Origin of the sequence: Paenibacillus sp. RC67, assembly GCF_030020805.1 — a bacterium.
Taxonomy (GTDB): Bacteria; Bacillota; Bacilli; order Paenibacillales; family NBRC-103111; genus Paenibacillus_S.
This window is the reverse complement of the sequence record NZ_CP125098.1, coordinates 1,415,668-1,431,206: the sequence shown is the minus strand read 5'-3', so window position 1 is coordinate 1,431,206 and position 15,539 is coordinate 1,415,668. Positions and strand designations below refer to the sequence as shown.

11 protein-coding genes and 1 pseudogene are annotated in these 15,539 nt (G+C 45.5%); 2 read left to right on the top strand and 10 right to left on the bottom strand.

The window, feature by feature from the left end:
- The first annotated feature begins 72 nt into the window (after nt 1–72).
- Nucleotides 73–1,752 (top strand): PhoX family protein, encoded by a 1,680-nt coding sequence (locus tag QMA13_RS06560; RefSeq protein WP_282940358.1) that lies wholly within the window; start codon nt 73–75, stop codon nt 1,750–1,752.
- A 92-nt stretch (nt 1,753–1,844) separates the two neighbouring features.
- Here QMA13_RS06560 and QMA13_RS06555 read toward each other — a convergent pair whose 3' ends face one another.
- From QMA13_RS06555 to QMA13_RS06545, 3 genes are all read right to left on the bottom strand, one after another.
- Nucleotides 1,845–4,154, bottom strand: coding sequence for a helix-turn-helix domain-containing protein (locus QMA13_RS06555; protein ID WP_282940356.1), 2,310 nt, complete (start codon nt 4,152–4,154; stop codon nt 1,845–1,847).
- Nucleotides 4,155–4,595: 441 nt separating this feature from the next.
- On the bottom strand, nt 4,596–5,969 hold the full coding sequence (locus tag QMA13_RS06550) for an ABC transporter substrate-binding protein (RefSeq protein WP_282940355.1): 1,374 nt from the start codon (nt 5,967–5,969) through the stop codon (nt 4,596–4,598).
- 160 nt (nt 5,970–6,129) lie between these two features.
- Nucleotides 6,130–7,674, bottom strand: a complete 1,545-nt coding sequence (locus QMA13_RS06545; RefSeq protein ID WP_282940353.1) for a helix-turn-helix domain-containing protein — start codon at nt 7,672–7,674, stop codon at nt 6,130–6,132.
- A gap of 322 nt (nt 7,675–7,996) precedes the next feature.
- Between QMA13_RS06545 and QMA13_RS06540 the strand changes: the two genes are divergently transcribed.
- Nucleotides 7,997–9,991 (top strand): beta-galactosidase, encoded by a 1,995-nt coding sequence (locus QMA13_RS06540; RefSeq protein WP_282940351.1) that lies wholly within the window; start codon nt 7,997–7,999, stop codon nt 9,989–9,991.
- A 200-nt stretch (nt 9,992–10,191) separates the two neighbouring features.
- Here the strand turns inward: QMA13_RS06540 and QMA13_RS06535 are convergent, their stop codons facing one another.
- The 7 genes and pseudogenes from QMA13_RS06535 to QMA13_RS06510 all read right to left on the bottom strand — a co-directional run bounded on the left by QMA13_RS06535 (nt 10,192) and on the right by QMA13_RS06510 (nt 15,534).
- The gene (locus QMA13_RS06535) at nt 10,192–10,836 is read right to left on the bottom strand and encodes a thioredoxin family protein (RefSeq protein WP_282940349.1); all 645 of its coding nucleotides are present in this window, start codon (nt 10,834–10,836) and stop codon (nt 10,192–10,194) included.
- A 211-nt stretch (nt 10,837–11,047) separates the two neighbouring features.
- A pseudogene (locus QMA13_RS06530) lies at nt 11,048–12,316 on the bottom strand (serine hydrolase domain-containing protein); the annotation flags it as partial.
- Between the two features lie 124 nt (nt 12,317–12,440).
- The gene (locus QMA13_RS36530; protein WP_481858137.1) at nt 12,441–12,776 is read right to left on the bottom strand and encodes a GNAT family N-acetyltransferase; all 336 of its coding nucleotides are present in this window, start codon (nt 12,774–12,776) and stop codon (nt 12,441–12,443) included.
- A gap of 2 nt (nt 12,777–12,778) precedes the next feature.
- Complete coding sequence (locus QMA13_RS06525; protein ID WP_282940348.1) at nt 12,779–12,967, bottom strand: hypothetical protein; 189 nt, start codon at nt 12,965–12,967, stop codon at nt 12,779–12,781.
- 157 nt (nt 12,968–13,124) lie between these two features.
- Nucleotides 13,125–13,934, bottom strand: a complete 810-nt coding sequence (locus tag QMA13_RS06520) for an inositol monophosphatase family protein (RefSeq protein ID WP_282940347.1) — start codon at nt 13,932–13,934, stop codon at nt 13,125–13,127.
- The gene (locus QMA13_RS06515; RefSeq protein ID WP_282940345.1) at nt 13,931–14,746 is read right to left on the bottom strand and encodes an HAD family hydrolase; all 816 of its coding nucleotides are present in this window, start codon (nt 14,744–14,746) and stop codon (nt 13,931–13,933) included. Before QMA13_RS06515 ends, QMA13_RS06520 begins: the two co-directional genes overlap by 4 nt.
- Before the next feature lie 23 nt (nt 14,747–14,769).
- The gene (locus QMA13_RS06510; protein WP_282943286.1) at nt 14,770–15,534 is read right to left on the bottom strand and encodes an MgtC/SapB family protein; all 765 of its coding nucleotides are present in this window, start codon (nt 15,532–15,534) and stop codon (nt 14,770–14,772) included.
- Nucleotides 15,535–15,539: the final 5 nt, after the last annotated feature.

The window sequence follows — 15,539 nt, the reverse complement described above, 5'->3', positions numbered from 1 at the left end:
CTTTTACTAGATATATTTTCATATAAATAGCTTACATATCATGTGAATCTACAAATTCAAAGGAGGATCATAATGAACGAAAACAAGCAAATTTCCCGACGCTCCTTTTTGGCATATGTCGGCTCGGGAACGGCTACACTGCTCGCCGCCTCCTCTGGCCTCGGCCTATTCAGCGGCAAAGCATCAGCTGAGGAGAGTCCTAAGGCTCTTTTTAGTTACCCAAGCACCCCTCTGACCACATCTCCCGGACTCATTGAGCCATCTAATCAAGACGAGCTTGTACTACCCAAAGGCTTCAAATCCCATATTCTCGCAGCATACGGCGACACCATCAATGCAAAAGGAGATACGTTCGGCTTCAATAACAGCTACACCTGTTATCACCCTATTGATGGCTCCTCTGTCAACGGCTTACTCTGGGTGAACCACGAATCGACAGATCCTTTATGGGTAGAAGGGAGCAAACCGAACGGACATTACTCCCCATCGCAAATTCAGAAGTTACTATACAATCAAGGCGGTTCGGTCATCGGCGTTTATCGCGATACGGATGGCACTTGGAAATTGGACAAGACATCCCCTTACGCTCGCCGGGTCACGGGTCTGGAGGCAATTGATCTGGCCGGACCGGCACGTGGCGCTAAATCGGTTCATGGGGCTAGCCGAGTTCAAGGTTCTCTAGGCAACGGTTCTGGAGGCAAAACGCTCTGGGGCACACAGCTCTCTGGAGAGAGAAGCTTTGCCGACACCAGCCGGGAGCTTGGACTGCCTCAGACGCACTATGGCTGGGTAACTGAGATCGATCCTTTCGACACCAGCTTCAAGCTGCGTAAGCAAACGGCACTTGGACGGTTTCAACATGGCAGTATCGCAATGAGTCTCAGCAAGGAAGGCCAAGCTGTTGTCTATATGGGAGACGGCGCTGCTTATGCCTGCATCTATAAATACATAAGTAAAGGCACCTACGCATCAGCCAAAGGAAAAGCCAATTCCGAGCTGCTGACTGAGGGTACGTTATATGCCGCAAATCTTGTTCATGGACGCTGGGTTGCCCTATCCATTGATGCTGTGCGTGACGCATTGAATGACCTGCATTTCCAGCTCCCTGAACCCATCGAATACACCAGGGAAGAGTTGCTGGAGCTGTTTAAAGAAGAAGCGGATGTGTATGTGTATGCTGGTGAAGCGGCGCTCATTCTTGGCGCCACACCTTCCGACCGTCCGGAAACCGTACAACTCAGCCCGGAGGAAGGGACATTGTTCATCACTCATACAAACAATGTTCGGCATGGCAACCTGCATGGACAGATTAGCCGCCTCATCGAGAAGGACAGTAATTATGGAGCGCTCGAGTTCAGCCTGGAGACCATTCTAAGCGGCGGACGCCAAGGTGAATTCAGTTCTCCGGACAGCTTGATCGCAGATCATCTCGGCAATCTGTGGGTTGGCACAAACATAGCTCCTGGTCAATTAAATCAAGGAGCCTACACCGATTTTAAAAATAACGGTTTGTTCGCCATCGTTTCACCGGTTTCGCCCAAACGCAAAATAATGCAGTTCGCTTCCGCTCCGAACGACGCTGCACTCGTCGGTCCTTGCTTTACACCCGACGAACGCTCCATGTTTGTAGCGGTACAGCATCCGGGTGCAAATACAACCGAGGCTTCCAAACCTACGAGCCGTTGGGGCAGCCTCCCAGGCAGCCATGCTCCTCGACCGGCCGTTGTCGTAATAAGCGGGTTTAATTACTAACTCTATTTATTAAGCAGCAAAAGGGCTGTCCCTTCGTCATCTATGATGAACATTGGGATAGCCCTTTTTTTGTGCTTATATCGTTTTAATGCTTAATCTTTATTATATTGGTCGCGATACTGTCCTGGCGTCATCCCTACAATTTTACGGAACGTTCGTATGAACGCGGTCGTATTGGTATAGTTCAGCTTTTCCGCGATTTCCGATATTTTCAAGCTCGTATTTTCCAGCCATGTTTTGGCCGTATTCATGCGGTATTCAGCCAAATATTCGCTGAAATTAATGCCCATCTCTTTCTTGAACACCCGGCTTAAGTAAACCGGATGGAAATTCAATATCGACGCGCAAGCCTCAAGCGAAATATCCTGGTCAAACCGTTCATGTACGAGCTTCGCCATTTGATTGGCTATATTGACGTACTGCGACTCAGCCTGATGATTCAAGAAGCTGATGATCGGCTCAAACAGCTCCACTTTGAACCATTTGATAATATCCTCCAACGTATTTAATTTGAGGAAATGGTCTATCGTCGCTTTGCTGCCGAGTACCTTCTTCACAGAGCCGCCCTGCTCCTGTACCAGTTGATATACTTTAGAAATTAGCTGCATCATAAGCGCCGGATACTCGTTAAAGTGAATGCCTTTCTCGACGATGACGGCAATATATTTATCGAACACCATATCTACACGGTCGACTTCACCCAGCTTGAGTGAATTTACGAGCTGATCTTCAAGCAGCTTCAACTGAGTGTAGACGGTAATCTCCATTTCCTTCTTGCCTGCATCAATATCCTCATAATGAACTATGATTTCATTACCTAGGCTGATTCTGCACTTCAACGCCTCAAGACATTCCCCGTAAGCCAATACCGATTCCGTCGCTTTCTCGAACGGTCGGCTTATTCCAATACTGATCGGCAGCTGCAAAAATTCGTGAATCTTTTGCTTAATCATTTCAGCCGTCTGGAAGAAATAGGCTTTACGCTCAGCTTCATTGTCGGAACGACAAACGAGCAGCGTCACTTGCGATTGATCGAGTAATACGGGACTGAACCTATCCTGCTGCGGAATCAGCTCTCCGACCATATTGTTAATGGCGAACAGCAGAAGTTCCTTATCATGATCGCGATACCTGCTCTCCTGCAGCGTATCGATCTGTACCGTTAGGACACCAAGACATTTCCACTCTGTAGGGAAGCCAAACTTTTGTGAACGGTAGGCGAAGTCACTGTCCGAGATTTGTCCCGTAAACAGCTTAAGCACAAGAAACTCCTTCAACTGGCTGAATTGCCCACGCACCTGCTGCTGCAGCTGTTTCTCCGTACTGAATAACGTTCGGAAGCGCTGTTCAATCCGGACAATTTCGTCCTTGTGCTCCTGACCCTCCACCTCGATTTGCTTCGTGAATTCGAATAATCGTTTGATAGGTGAGTACATACGTCGGCTGCCGTAAAAGGCAAGAATCCCAACCAAAACGAAGATGACCGTGCATGCTATAAAAGTAACCCAGGCAATTTTCTTCGACTGCTTCGTAATATCCTGGATGGATACGGCAGAAATGTAAGTCCACCCGTTATAAGGCGAAGATCGGTACGAAATGCCTAATTCTTTATCATTGACGTATGCGTTAAAAAAACCGGAATCTTCCTGCGTCTCGCGAACCCTATCAGCTACTAGCGCATGAATAGCCTGATTGTTGTCTACCTCGTTATCCTCTAGCAGGAAGTTGCGACCTTCCCTGTCCAATACATACACTTCACCCAGCTTCTTGTTGTTCATCAACAGGTTCTTGACCTGGCTGTTCAATATTTCTACAACGAGAAGACCTTTGGGCTGGTTGGTCATGGGGATGACTGGAATTTTATAGACCATCCGAATTACAGGTGGTGTAGACGCTTCCTGAGTGTTGCCTTCCTCATCGACTGGCTTGTCCTGTGATTTGGGACTTTGGGTTATCCAAAACAAACTGTTCGGATACTTCGCATAAGAGGTCAATACATCCCGATCAGGGTAAGTGCTGAGACGCCGGAATGTAGAAAAGCTGACCATCCAGTCCATATTGAAATTAATCAAATAAGCTTCCCTTACACTCGTAAACGTCTGCAGGTTGTACAAGCCTTTGGATAAGTCACGAAGCTTCGCGAAATCATCATAGCTCAAATTCTCATTCACGGACGAAGCGACCAACGGTGAATTGACAAATTGAAGGGAGGTAAGTTCCAACGTTTTCAGAACCTGCTCGACCCTCATCTGAGTTTGCAGCAAAACCTGCATGTTTCCGTCTTTGACTTTATCCTCTATATCGCCAGAAGCTATGAAATAAGATATAAGGCCAATGGAAATAACAGGAATCGCCGCTACTATGAAAGTAAAACTGATCAAACGCACTAAATATTTCGGCATCTGACGATTCCCTCCTGGGAGCAGCCTGGCAGCTCTAGCTGCTCTCTATTTTATGAAACCGCTTAACATCCTAGAAAGAACGATTGGCAGCGGAGATGGACTGTATTTATAAAACTATTACTTCAGAACTACAGATAACGTACTGTACATGAGAAAAAAGCCCCTAATTGATTGTTCTTGTTTAGTATACCAAACCACCATTAGTTTGCTTCGGTTCATTATACAGTAATGCTTAGGGTACTGCAATCAACAAAGCCGCGTACTTTATCTTAAAAAACAGTGAGTTACACTATATAAAATTCACTTTTTATGACTCAATTCCTCCTTCTATCTTGGTATACGTTACGATTACAATCCATAGTCCAAATTTAACTTTTGCAGCCAAATAAAAAAAGCGCTTCGGAATACATCCCGAAAACGCCTGATTTGTTCTTCAAAGGCTTATTTTTTCTTCTCCGTTTCAATGGCTTTGTTAGCCGTTTCTTCCGCTTTCCGTAAGGCCGAGTTAATATCCGTCGCGTCGGTAGCCACTTCAACAATGGCCGATTCCAACGGTTTTTGCGCAAGAGGCTCTAAGGAACTGCGCGATGAGCTTGCCGCCGGAGTAAGGAAGTAGGTGGATTGGAAATTAATATTTTTCACCTTTAAATCCTGCCCCATCGCTTTGCGGATTTGATCGTTTTTCAATGAGGTCATTTCGCCTCGCTTGGACACAATCATCTGTAATTCATCGGATGTCAAATATTTAAGGACCTCCATGGCAGCATCCTGCTGCTTGGAAATGGATGCGATATTCCAGAAAGTCGGGTACGATTGCGTTCCTATCTTCGGCGAATCCTTGAATACTGGGGAAGAAACCATATTCCAAGTCATTTGATCCAGCTCATTCGTGTTGGCTGAGTACAAGTCGGACAGGTAAACGAACATAGCGAGATTTTTTTCTTTGTAAAACTCATTTTTGTATGGCATTTTGTTGGAGTTGGAGGCGACAAATTTTTTATAGTCCGGCATATCCCCTTGAGCCTTATAAATGCCCTGATATATCCGTTTCCAGCGTTCCTCCTGCGCCAAGGATTTCTCTGTCTTCGGATCTACGGCACCTACGGAAAGCTGATTTAACCTAATATAGTGCAGCGGTGAAACGACGAGCCCCAAATACGTTTTTCCGTTATCCGTTCTGGTCAGCCGTTTGGCTATTTCAAGCGTTTCTTCCCAAGTCATGCCGTCTTTCGGATAAGGCTCTCCGAAGCGATCGAATATTTCCTTGTTATAGTAAGTCACCATTGTCATGTCGTTCACCGGCAGACCGTATATTCCGCCCTTGGCCAGCTGCCGCATAACATCGATCGAGCCCTGATCAAATCGGCTTAAATCCACGTTATGCTGCTTAAGCTTATCGCTGATATCCATTGCCAAGCCAGGATTGATAAGCCCATCAAAAATATTCCCTGAGCTTTCGTATATGATGTCGATAGGTGTGCCTGCGGTCATAAGGTCAGTGATTAGACTTCCGGTAGCCTTTTTAATATATTTGAATGTGTAGTTAGGAAATTTGGCTTTTAAATATTTCCCATAGTTTGCCTCAAACGACTCTTCGCTTAGCGCGCCGCTGGACGTAATTGTCAAATCTGCTTTTTCCGGAGCCAGGGATTGTTGTTTGGGGGTTTCTTCCTTCTTCCCGCTATCCGCGCCGCTGTTTCGACCAGCACTGTTTCCGCCGCAAGCGGTTACCGTCAAAGAAAGCATGGCTAACCATACAATAGAAGTAACGGCTTTTCTTTTATAATATGTTGCTCTGCCCTTTCCCATGTTCATTCGAACCCCTCCTAATTTGTTCTTTCAGCTCTTTTTTGAACTATCAACAACAGAATATAAGAGAGTATCATTACGGTCTATCATCTTATGTATACCTGTGTATCAAAGATGATCTTGTGATTATCTTTGTAATCCTATGATTATTCAATGGATAGCCGACTTACTCGAATACAGGCTCATTACCCCTTTCAGCCCTATAGGCCATCTCATCAAATATCGGCTTTCTGCCATATTTCATTCTGAACTCTCCCGGCGTCATGCCTTGCCCTTTACGGAAGGAACGGATAAAGTTCTGGGAATTTTTATACTGCAGCCTACAAGCGATTTCCTTGACCGGCAAGCCGGTCTCAATAAGCCATTTACGTGCCATCTCATGCCGTTGTTTAGCTAAATATTCACTGAATGTGATGTTCATTTCTTTATTAAAAAGGCCGCTTAAATAATTCGGATTATAATGCAGCCTGGAGGCTACAGCTTCAAGTGACAATTCGGTATCATATTCTTCACGAATCATGGTTACGATCTGATCAAGCAGATTTTTTTTATAAGATTTCATGTTCCCCTCTAATGTAGTCAGACATGGATCCATTAATACTTGCTTAAACCAACGTTCGATCTCGGCTTCGGATTGCAGCTTCAAGACTTGCTGGATCAATGATGTACGGCTGTTCTGCCAAATATCGAATACGATTCCCCATTGCCGCATGTGCTCCATAAATGCAAATAATAAGCGTACCATGGACATCTCCAACATTTGCGGACTGCCGGCATGACGAACCATTTCCCTAACAACCTGATGTAAAAGGTTATCCGCTCTCTCGATCTCGCAATTCTTGACTGCCTCCAGCCATTCCTGCTCCAGCTCATGCGGCAGCGGATATAGGTTCGTGGTTCCTACAGTTGGTTCTTCGTAATAATAAACGGACTGCTTAGCAGTCCAAATGCGGTATTTAAGAGCTTCCAGACTTTCTTGATAGGCATCGGGAATGCCCATCCGGTCTACAAACGCAGAGCTTACCCCTACACTTATTTTAAGAGACAAATACTGTGAAACTGCGGTCTGCACCATCTCAATCCAAGTATCCATCATAGCTCTGAACATCTCTTTATTCTGGGTAGAACTTGCCGTCAAAAGAACAATCTTATCCTCGATCGAAACCGGAGTTAAACGCGAAGCGGTAGGAATGAGCTCCTCCATTACATTGCGAATGGCAAATAGAAGCAAATACCGGTCATTCTCGGCGAATCGAGTCTGTTCTAACGGCTCCATGCGAAACGTCATGACAGAGAGCAGCTTTTGTTCCAAAGGAGCCCCACCGATTAGAGCCAACCGAGTATGCAGCTCGGGCTGCGTATAGCCTCCCAGGAACAGCTGCTGCAAAAAATAACGGTTCAGCAGCGCTGCCTGATCGTCCAGTTGATGCTCCAGCCTCTGTTTCATATCCGTTAAATATTGAAGCTGCGCTGCCATTATGGCATCCGGTTTACTTTTTTCCTCTTGCTTGTCAATCAGGGGCTCTGGATCAATAATGCGCCTCTGCAAATAAAGCAGCCCCATCATCATCAAAGCTAAGCAGCCTGAGATGAGTACATACAAATTCCAAGATGAACCTTTCCCTGTAAACAATTCCGCGATAGCCAGTGTCGTGCTGCAAACAAAACAGAGACTAAGGCATTTGTAAAAGAGCTTGCTTGCTCGAAGCAAAGTATCAACCTCCTTGGGAAACAACTGCTTTCATCGTTTATCTCCATTCTAGCTAAATTTGTATGCCACACCATCAGCCTGATTTAACTTGTTCATGAAGAACCTGAAAAAAGCCATTTGAGCATATCGATGTTACTGGGAAAAAGACAGGCAAAACCGTTCGAAATCAGTGATTTTCAAAAAAGTGCAAACAAATCAATAATGTTTAAGGAAATGGGCGGGGGGTAACAAGAATCTTCAATTGAACGTTAGCCCATAGTTTAATAAGATGATTAAAATCGAAGAATAAAGTTCATTTAACTGAAGGCTGGAGAGATGAGAAATGGAAAAACGATTATATCACGGAGCTGCCTTTTATCCGGAATTATGGAGTGCAGACGTTATCGCTCAGGATATTCGGCTCATGAAGGAAGCTGGTATTAATGTAGCGCGGATTGGAGAATTCGCTTGGTCCAAAATGGAGCCCGAAGAAGGTCATATTGATATGAGCTTCTTCGTTAATGTAATCAACCAACTTTACCAAAACGGGATTCAAACCGTCATGTGTACCCCGACGCCGACTCCCCCGATCTGGTTTACTCACGGGCACCCGGAGCGTATGTATGTGGATGAGAACGGTACGGTGATGGGCCACGGCTCGAGACAGCATGCATGCACCAACCATGGTTATTTCAGAGAACGAGCTGCCATCATAACCGAACATATCGCTAAAGCGGTTGGCCCTCTGCCAGGTGTCATCGGTTGGCAGATCGATAACGAATTCAAAGCGCATGTGGCCGAGTGTATGTGCAGTACCTGCCTAGGTTTGTGGCATCAATGGCTGCAGGAGCGCTATGGGACCGTTGAAAAGTTGAATGAAGCTTGGGGAACAGACATTTGGAGCGAATATTACCATACTTTTGAACAAGTACCGCAGCCGGGAGCGGCACCGTTCTTGCATAACTCTTCATTGAAAACGATGTATCAATTATTCTCTTATGAAAAAATCGCGGAGTTTTCGGACGAGCAGGCTGCTATTATCCGGAAGTATTCGAAGGCGCCAATCACTCATAACAGCAGTGTAGCCTTCCATGTAGATAATGAGCGTCTGTTCAAAAACTTAGATTTCGCCTCGTTCGATACGTATGCCAACTTTGATAATGTGCCGGGGTACTTAATCAATTGCGATCTGTTCCGCAACTTCAAGCAGGGCAAAGATTACTGGATCATGGAAACAAGCACTTCATTCAGCGCTTCGTTAGAAAGCTATGCCAAGCCGCACCCGAACGGTTACCTTCGTTCAGAAGCTGTTGCCGCTTACGCGCTTGGTGCAGAGGCATTCTGCTACTGGCTGTGGCGTCAGCAAAGAGCAGGCTGTGAGCAGCCTCACGGTTCCGTCCTAAGCGCATGGGGTAAGCCAACTATCGGCTATCAAAGTGTCCTGGAGGTAGAACAGGCTCGTAAGCAGATCGAACCAGTCATTGTAGCTTCACGGCCAACTCAAGCCGAAGTGGCCATCACTTATTCAGACCGCTCCAAGGCGTTTCTCAAAACGGAGCCGCACCGCAAGCTGAATCATCGCGGTCTCGTTACTTCCTTTTACGAGCGCTTCGTATCTATGGGGATTCATCGCGATCTGACTCCGGAAGGAGCTAATCTTGATGGCTATAAGCTGCTTTTTACTCCGTTCCTTCATTATGTCTCACCAGAATATAGAGAACGTGCCAAGGCGCTTGCAGAACGAGGCGGGGTTTGGGTTATCGGACCGCTTACAGGAGGAAGAACCGAGAATCACACCGTACATACCGATGCTGCATTAAGTCAAGAGCTAGAGCAGCTAGCCGGAATTGAAACCTTATATACTTATCCGATGGAAGGCACCAGTACGCTCGGGAGCGCATTTGGTGTATCCGCACCGCTGGGAATGTGGAGCTCGGTATTTGAAGCAGCTGGAGCATCTGTCATAGGTACTTTAGAGGAAGGATTAGCACCAGGCAAAGCCTTTATAACTGAATACCGCTGTGGCAAAGGCAAGATTGTGATGCTCGGCTCTATGCCAACCGGAGAAGAAGGAGATCTCCTGCTGCGCAAGCTTATTGATCACTATGCAGCGGTGGCCGAGGTAACGCTTAGAACCGACGTGACTTCCGGCACTATTGTAGCACCAAGACATACGGACACTCATGACCTATGGGTCATTGTTAACATGAATGGCAATGGAGGAACCGTTACAGTACCTGAGCCAGCGATAGATGCCTTGACACAAACCAATGTTCAACCAGGTACGTTGGAGATAGGTACTTTCGAATATCGAATCCTACAATTTCCTCGGCAATAATTTCATTTGAGCATGCGAAAAAAGCTGAATTCACCCTTGCGTGAATCAGCTTGAGTTTGTCGGGAGAAACCTATGAAGCATCTGAAGTTTATGTGGTACTCCGGTGGGGTATCCCCTTCCATCATCCATCTTCTGAATAATCAGATCTCTCGACAGCCTAGAGCTAAGCTGGTTCACTTTGCGTGAATCAGCTTTTTATTTTAGTGGGTAACCGTCAGCTTAACATCGTCGATTCCAAAATGATTCAACGTTTTTACCAACGCCAACCTCATTTTTTCCTTATCACCTTGCTGCTCATCTTCTCTTGTCATACGGATCGTAATTTCTCCAAAGCTTCCATTGAATTGAACCAGCTCAAGTGATGCCGATGCAGGGAACGGATTCTCAAAGCCCTCCTTGCGTACTTTCAGTAAAATCTGAACTGCCGTTATACGCGGCGCACGAACGGAGGTTTTATTAGCCTGCTGTATTTCTACGGCTTCAAGGGAATCTTGGTTATAGAGGTAGACCGTATAGGTTTCTACAGTCTCGACATTCGCTTCGTACGATTGGCTCCCCTTAATTTCTTTTGAATCCAACTGTTCCAACAGCTCGAGAATATGCTCCGTTTCCTGGAAACCCTCTACGCGGTACAACTCTTTGCCTTCATGATCAAGGAATAGTGTGGTCGGATTGGTCTTGATACGATACTCATTCGTAATCTCGGTTTGAATATCGACGTATATCGTTTCAAACTCGATTGTGATCACTTTTTCTTTGACTTCCCTTAATACGGTTCCCATAGACCTGCCGGTCGGACATGCGCTTAATGTGAACAAGATGATTTTATTTACTTTATGTTTCATAGTTGGCACCTCGACTTTCATATCATTGTAACGTACTTGTCCTTACATACTAACACATTGGATACCGCATGGGGTATTTGTCATAGGGATTTATGAAGTATAAGAAAACCGCCTTTCGGCGGTGTCTAAGTGTGAATCTATATCTTGTGAAGCCATCTTATAATAAGGCGTTCCGTTATGATAGGTAGATTATTGTGGTGAGTACCTACACTCATGCACCTCCCACCGTCCCTGCCGGTATAAGATTTAGTGTTTTTCCAAATAAACGAAGCTCCCCACTAACCACGCTGCCGCCTGAATCATGAACAAACTTCAGTTTCCCCGCAGCACCAACGGTTCGGAAGTTCATTATTCTCTCGTGATAGACTGTTTTTATAGGCTTAAGCTCGTATTTATACCAAGGCTCATAAGCTATGTATAATTTCGTTTTTTCCAAAGTAATTACAGGGTTAAATTTTTTGCTATCGGTTGAATAGCTGCCGATATAAGCATGATATAATGCAGTATCCATTTCGACGTAGGAAGAAGTTTGAGGAATAGGAACCTCTTCTCCAAGAACCATGCGAGCCAAATCTTTTAAGATAGCAGCTGGTTGGGAAGGATGAACATTGCACATCGCAATGATGGTCAAATCTTCATCAATAATGGTCTTATACTCTGTCATAAAGCCATCGATCCCGCCGCTATGTCCAATGAGCTTATATGCTCGCGATGAGCTGGTTATGAGATTTTCATTATTGATGTTTAACCCGTACCCATAGCTCGTTACTCTGTTGACTGAAACATGTGGAGTTATCATTAAATCACGCGATATTTCGGAAAGAAGCGTACCTCCATGAAAAGAGCGATCCCACAAATACAAATCCTCTACAGTTGAATATAAATTGCCTGCTCCAGCATAAATGGACATATCTATGAAATCAGCATGCACATAATCCCCCCAAACCTTGTAACCGGAGGCACGATGAGGCAGTATCATATCGTATTGATCGCATCCTGTATTATACATACCTAAAGGTTTGAAAATAGCATCGCACAAGTAGTCGCCGAAGCATTCGCCAGTCACTAGCTCAATAATTCGCGCCAGCACAACGTATCCTGAATTACTATAAAAAAACTTTTCTCCCGGTTGGAAATCTAGTCGTTTATGCTTAAAACGGCTCAGTGTCGTCTCAGGTGGAGAGTCATGGCGAACAATGGACCGATATTCTGGAAAATGAGTGAAGTTAGGGATTCCTGATGTGTGTGTTAGAAGGTGGTGAATCGTTATTTGATCTCCATTCAGATAATCTGGTATGAAACGACTTAATGGTTCATCTAGCGATAATCTTCCCTGTTCGTGAAGCAATAATATGGCGGTGGCTGTAAATGGTTTACTCACGGAACCTATTCGGAACTTCGTCTGCGCTTGATTAGATACTCCATGCTCCCTATTAGCCAAGCCCCAACCTTTACAAAGCAGCTGTTTTCCTGATTGTGCTACGAGAAGGGCCCCACAAAATCAATCTATGCTCGCTTGTCCCTCCATATAGGCTTCTAATTGCTCCTCCAATAATCGTTGATCCATCGGTTCGTCCCCTTTTTCCTCTACTAAGAGGGTTGCATTAGGAATGACTATCCATTATTTCAGAAACGGTAAAAGTTTGGACATAGAACATCTGCCCTTCCAGTTCCCTCTCTCGCTCGATAAAAGAGATATGATTCTTTTCATACACTCGATGCCAAAATTTGCGGGCCGAAGTGTTTCTAATCACTTGAGTAACCAAATATCTCTCTGGGTACATTCGAAATAATTGTTTTACGGCCTCGGACCCAATACCTAGGTTTCTATATTTTCTCAAAATAAAAAAGGAATTAATGTAACATTCATAGTCTTTTCTTGCAGGATTATCTTGCAGGATTATAATGAAATAAAACAAAACCGACAATTTGGCCGTCATTTTTAATAAAATATGGCTTCAGGTGTTCCTTCTCCCAAAAAATGATCTATATTATGGAATTCGAACTTGCCCGTATCCGGATTAAAACATTCGTATTCGTTAAACTCCGATAGATCATGTAGAAATAAAGAAACCATATGGACTAATACACTCTTTTGCGGATACGCAGCTAGTTCTAGAGTTACGATCATAAAATTCTCCTATCGTACTGATGTGTTTATTATAATGTAAAATTTACCATATTATCCCTTAAAACCCATAGAGAAAGAATCGTTAATATAGAACCATGCTCCCCTTTTCATAACACAAAAAAAGCCGACTTGCGCAAGGCAAATCCGCTTTTTTTACTTATACCCCTATCGGTATCATAGGCTTTAACAATGCATCGTGAACACTTCCGTTGCTCCCGACGATATGTTTTACACTCAAATTATACGGATTTCCCATCGTATCCGTGACCCTGCCACCGGCTTCTTCTATTATAAGAACTCCTGCCGCAATATCCCATGCATTCAACCCATACTCCCAAAATGCGCCCAGCTTGCCAGCTCCAACATAAGCCAAATGCAGTGCAGCCGAGCCAAGTGAACGGATAGAACGACACTGAGGAGCGATCTCCTGAAGGCTTGTCATGACCGCCTGCCGGTTTGCCGCTTTGGATGGAAACCCTGTCCCTACTACCGTTTGTGCCAGTTCGGCCGCATCGGAGACGGCAATCGGGTTACCGTTCATAAAAGCTCCTTTTCCTTTTTCCGCCCAGAAGATTTCGTCTCTGCACGGGTCATAGATAACCCCGACAATAAGCTCTCCGTAGGAAGCCAATGCGATGGAAACCGTAAAGCCAGGAATCCCCTGCACGTAATTATTCGTGCCATCAATCGGATCGACGATCCAGATGAACGGCTCTGTCTTCGCCTGCTCCAATCGGTCAGCCAGCTCTCCTGCATGGGCGAATGATTCTTCTTCTCCAAGAAAGCTATGCTCCGGATAAGCTTCCTTCAACCGCTGCCTTATCAGCTGCTCCGACGCCTTGTCAATTTCCGTTACGACATCAAATACGGAGCTCTTTTGCTCGGTGGAGAAATCCGTGCCCATCTTCGAGTGGATCATCTGCCCAGCCTCTCGCGCTATTCTCCCTGCTATTTCCAAATAGCTCATGCCAGCTCTCTCCTCTTCTCGATAAAATCTCCAATGATCGCAGCAATGGCATGCCGTTCATGGTGTACGGTTACCGCATCGGCGGCTGCCGCCAATTGGGGATGAGCATTTTCGACGGCATAGCCGAGATCAGCCTGTTGGATCAACGCCAGATCGTTCAAGTTATCGCCTACCGCTATCGTGTAGGGATGGTCGATTCGCAATATACGCAGAAGTTCTATCAAAGCCGTTCCTTTGGTTGTATGCTGAGGTAATATTTCCAAATAGTTCGACTCCGAATAGACCATCTCGCAAGGCAAGCCGCTGTCTAGAACAGCCTGCTCCAGCTGTTTAACTTTATCTATCGAAGAGCTAATAATCATTACCTTCGTTACTGGCTCTGCTATGATGTCATCGGTGAAAGGCAAGCAGACCACGCCGTCCTTGTGCTCATGCTTCTCCAGAACTGCGTTGCGTACAGGCGCATACACTTGGCCGTTACGATACACCAGCAGCGCCATATCATCGGAGGCTATCAAGCTATCCATGAATTGAGACCAGAGTGAAAGCGGGATAGTAAGCTTTTTTTCATACAGTACTTTTTTCGTTACCGGGTCCACAATCTTGGCGCCGTTATATAAAATGACAGGCACATCGACGCCAAGCTTTTGAACAAAAGGCTCTACGGCATCCTCCATCCGTCCTGTTGCCAGAGTAAACAATCCGCCCATTTCCTTAAACCGCCTAATGGCATTTTCATTCTCAAGACTAATTTGATGCGTTTGATTCAATAAGGTTCCGTCCAAATCGGAAATGAGTAGTATATTTTTCACATGTTCCAGCCACCCTGTCTGTTTTATAGGGAAAGAGAGTTCTCTTTACTTCCACCTGTTTTCAGGCCTGAGACCAGCTGGGATTCCAAAGATATAACGACGTCCATGGCAGCGATTTGTTCCATTGCGGAGATCAACTGCTCCTGCTTTTTCATTTTCAAGCTGAAATGCAGGTTCATGGGTGGTGAAGCGGAACTGTCACTAGACGCGTGCTCGTCAGGCATCATTCTCAAATTCGCAATCTGAACATCATGATCGCCGAAGATAGACGCTATTCTGCCTAATGCACCGGGTTTATCAATAATCTGGATATCGACATCGTGATATCTGCGGTTTCTCATCAAATGCTTCTCCCACTTATTCAACAAGAACAAGCTGATCAGCACGAGGAAGGTACAGAAGAACGCACCTGTATAAAAACCTGCGCCTACACTAAGGCCGATAGCAGCTACAACCCATACGGATGCCGCTGTCGTCAAGCCTTTAATCATGTTGCCGTTGCGCAGGATAGCTCCCGCTCCCAGAAAACCGATACCGCTGATAACCTGTGCCGCCAAACGGGCAGGGTCAGTACGCACATTCGCCTCATTGACAAATTGGGAAAAACCATAGCTGGACAGCAGCATGATCGTAGTCGATCCCAGGCAAACCAGAATATGAGTACGAAAGCCTGCTGCATGGTTGCTCCATTCCCGTTCCATCCCGATCAAACCGCCCAACACGACGGCCAATATCATTCGGAGCACCAGCTCCCAGTGTGTAATTTCCCAAACGCTTCCGCTTACCATTGTCA

Excerpts from the sequence above, each read along its gene's own strand:
- QMA13_RS06560 (WP_282940358.1), top strand. The coding sequence starts at position 73 with ATGAACGAAAACAAGCAAATTTCCCGACGCTCCTTTTTGGCATATGTC.
- QMA13_RS06555 (WP_282940356.1), bottom strand. The coding sequence starts at position 4,154 with ATGCCGAAATATTTAGTGCGTTTGATCAGTTTTACTTTCATAGTAGCG.
- QMA13_RS06550 (WP_282940355.1), bottom strand. The coding sequence starts at position 5,969 with ATGAACATGGGAAAGGGCAGAGCAACATATTATAAAAGAAAAGCCGTT.
- QMA13_RS06540 (WP_282940351.1), top strand. The coding sequence starts at position 7,997 with ATGGAAAAACGATTATATCACGGAGCTGCCTTTTATCCGGAATTATGG.
- QMA13_RS06535 (WP_282940349.1), bottom strand. The coding sequence starts at position 10,836 with ATGAAACATAAAGTAAATAAAATCATCTTGTTCACATTAAGCGCATGT.
- QMA13_RS36530 (WP_481858137.1), bottom strand. The coding sequence starts at position 12,776 with ATGACGGCCAAATTGTCGGTTTTGTTTTATTTCATTATAATCCTGCAA.
- QMA13_RS06525 (WP_282940348.1), bottom strand. The coding sequence starts at position 12,967 with ATGATCGTAACTCTAGAACTAGCTGCGTATCCGCAAAAGAGTGTATTA.
- QMA13_RS06520 (WP_282940347.1), bottom strand. The coding sequence starts at position 13,934 with ATGAGCTATTTGGAAATAGCAGGGAGAATAGCGCGAGAGGCTGGGCAG.
- QMA13_RS06510 (WP_282943286.1), bottom strand. The coding sequence starts at position 15,534 with ATGGTAAGCGGAAGCGTTTGGGAAATTACACACTGGGAGCTGGTGCTC.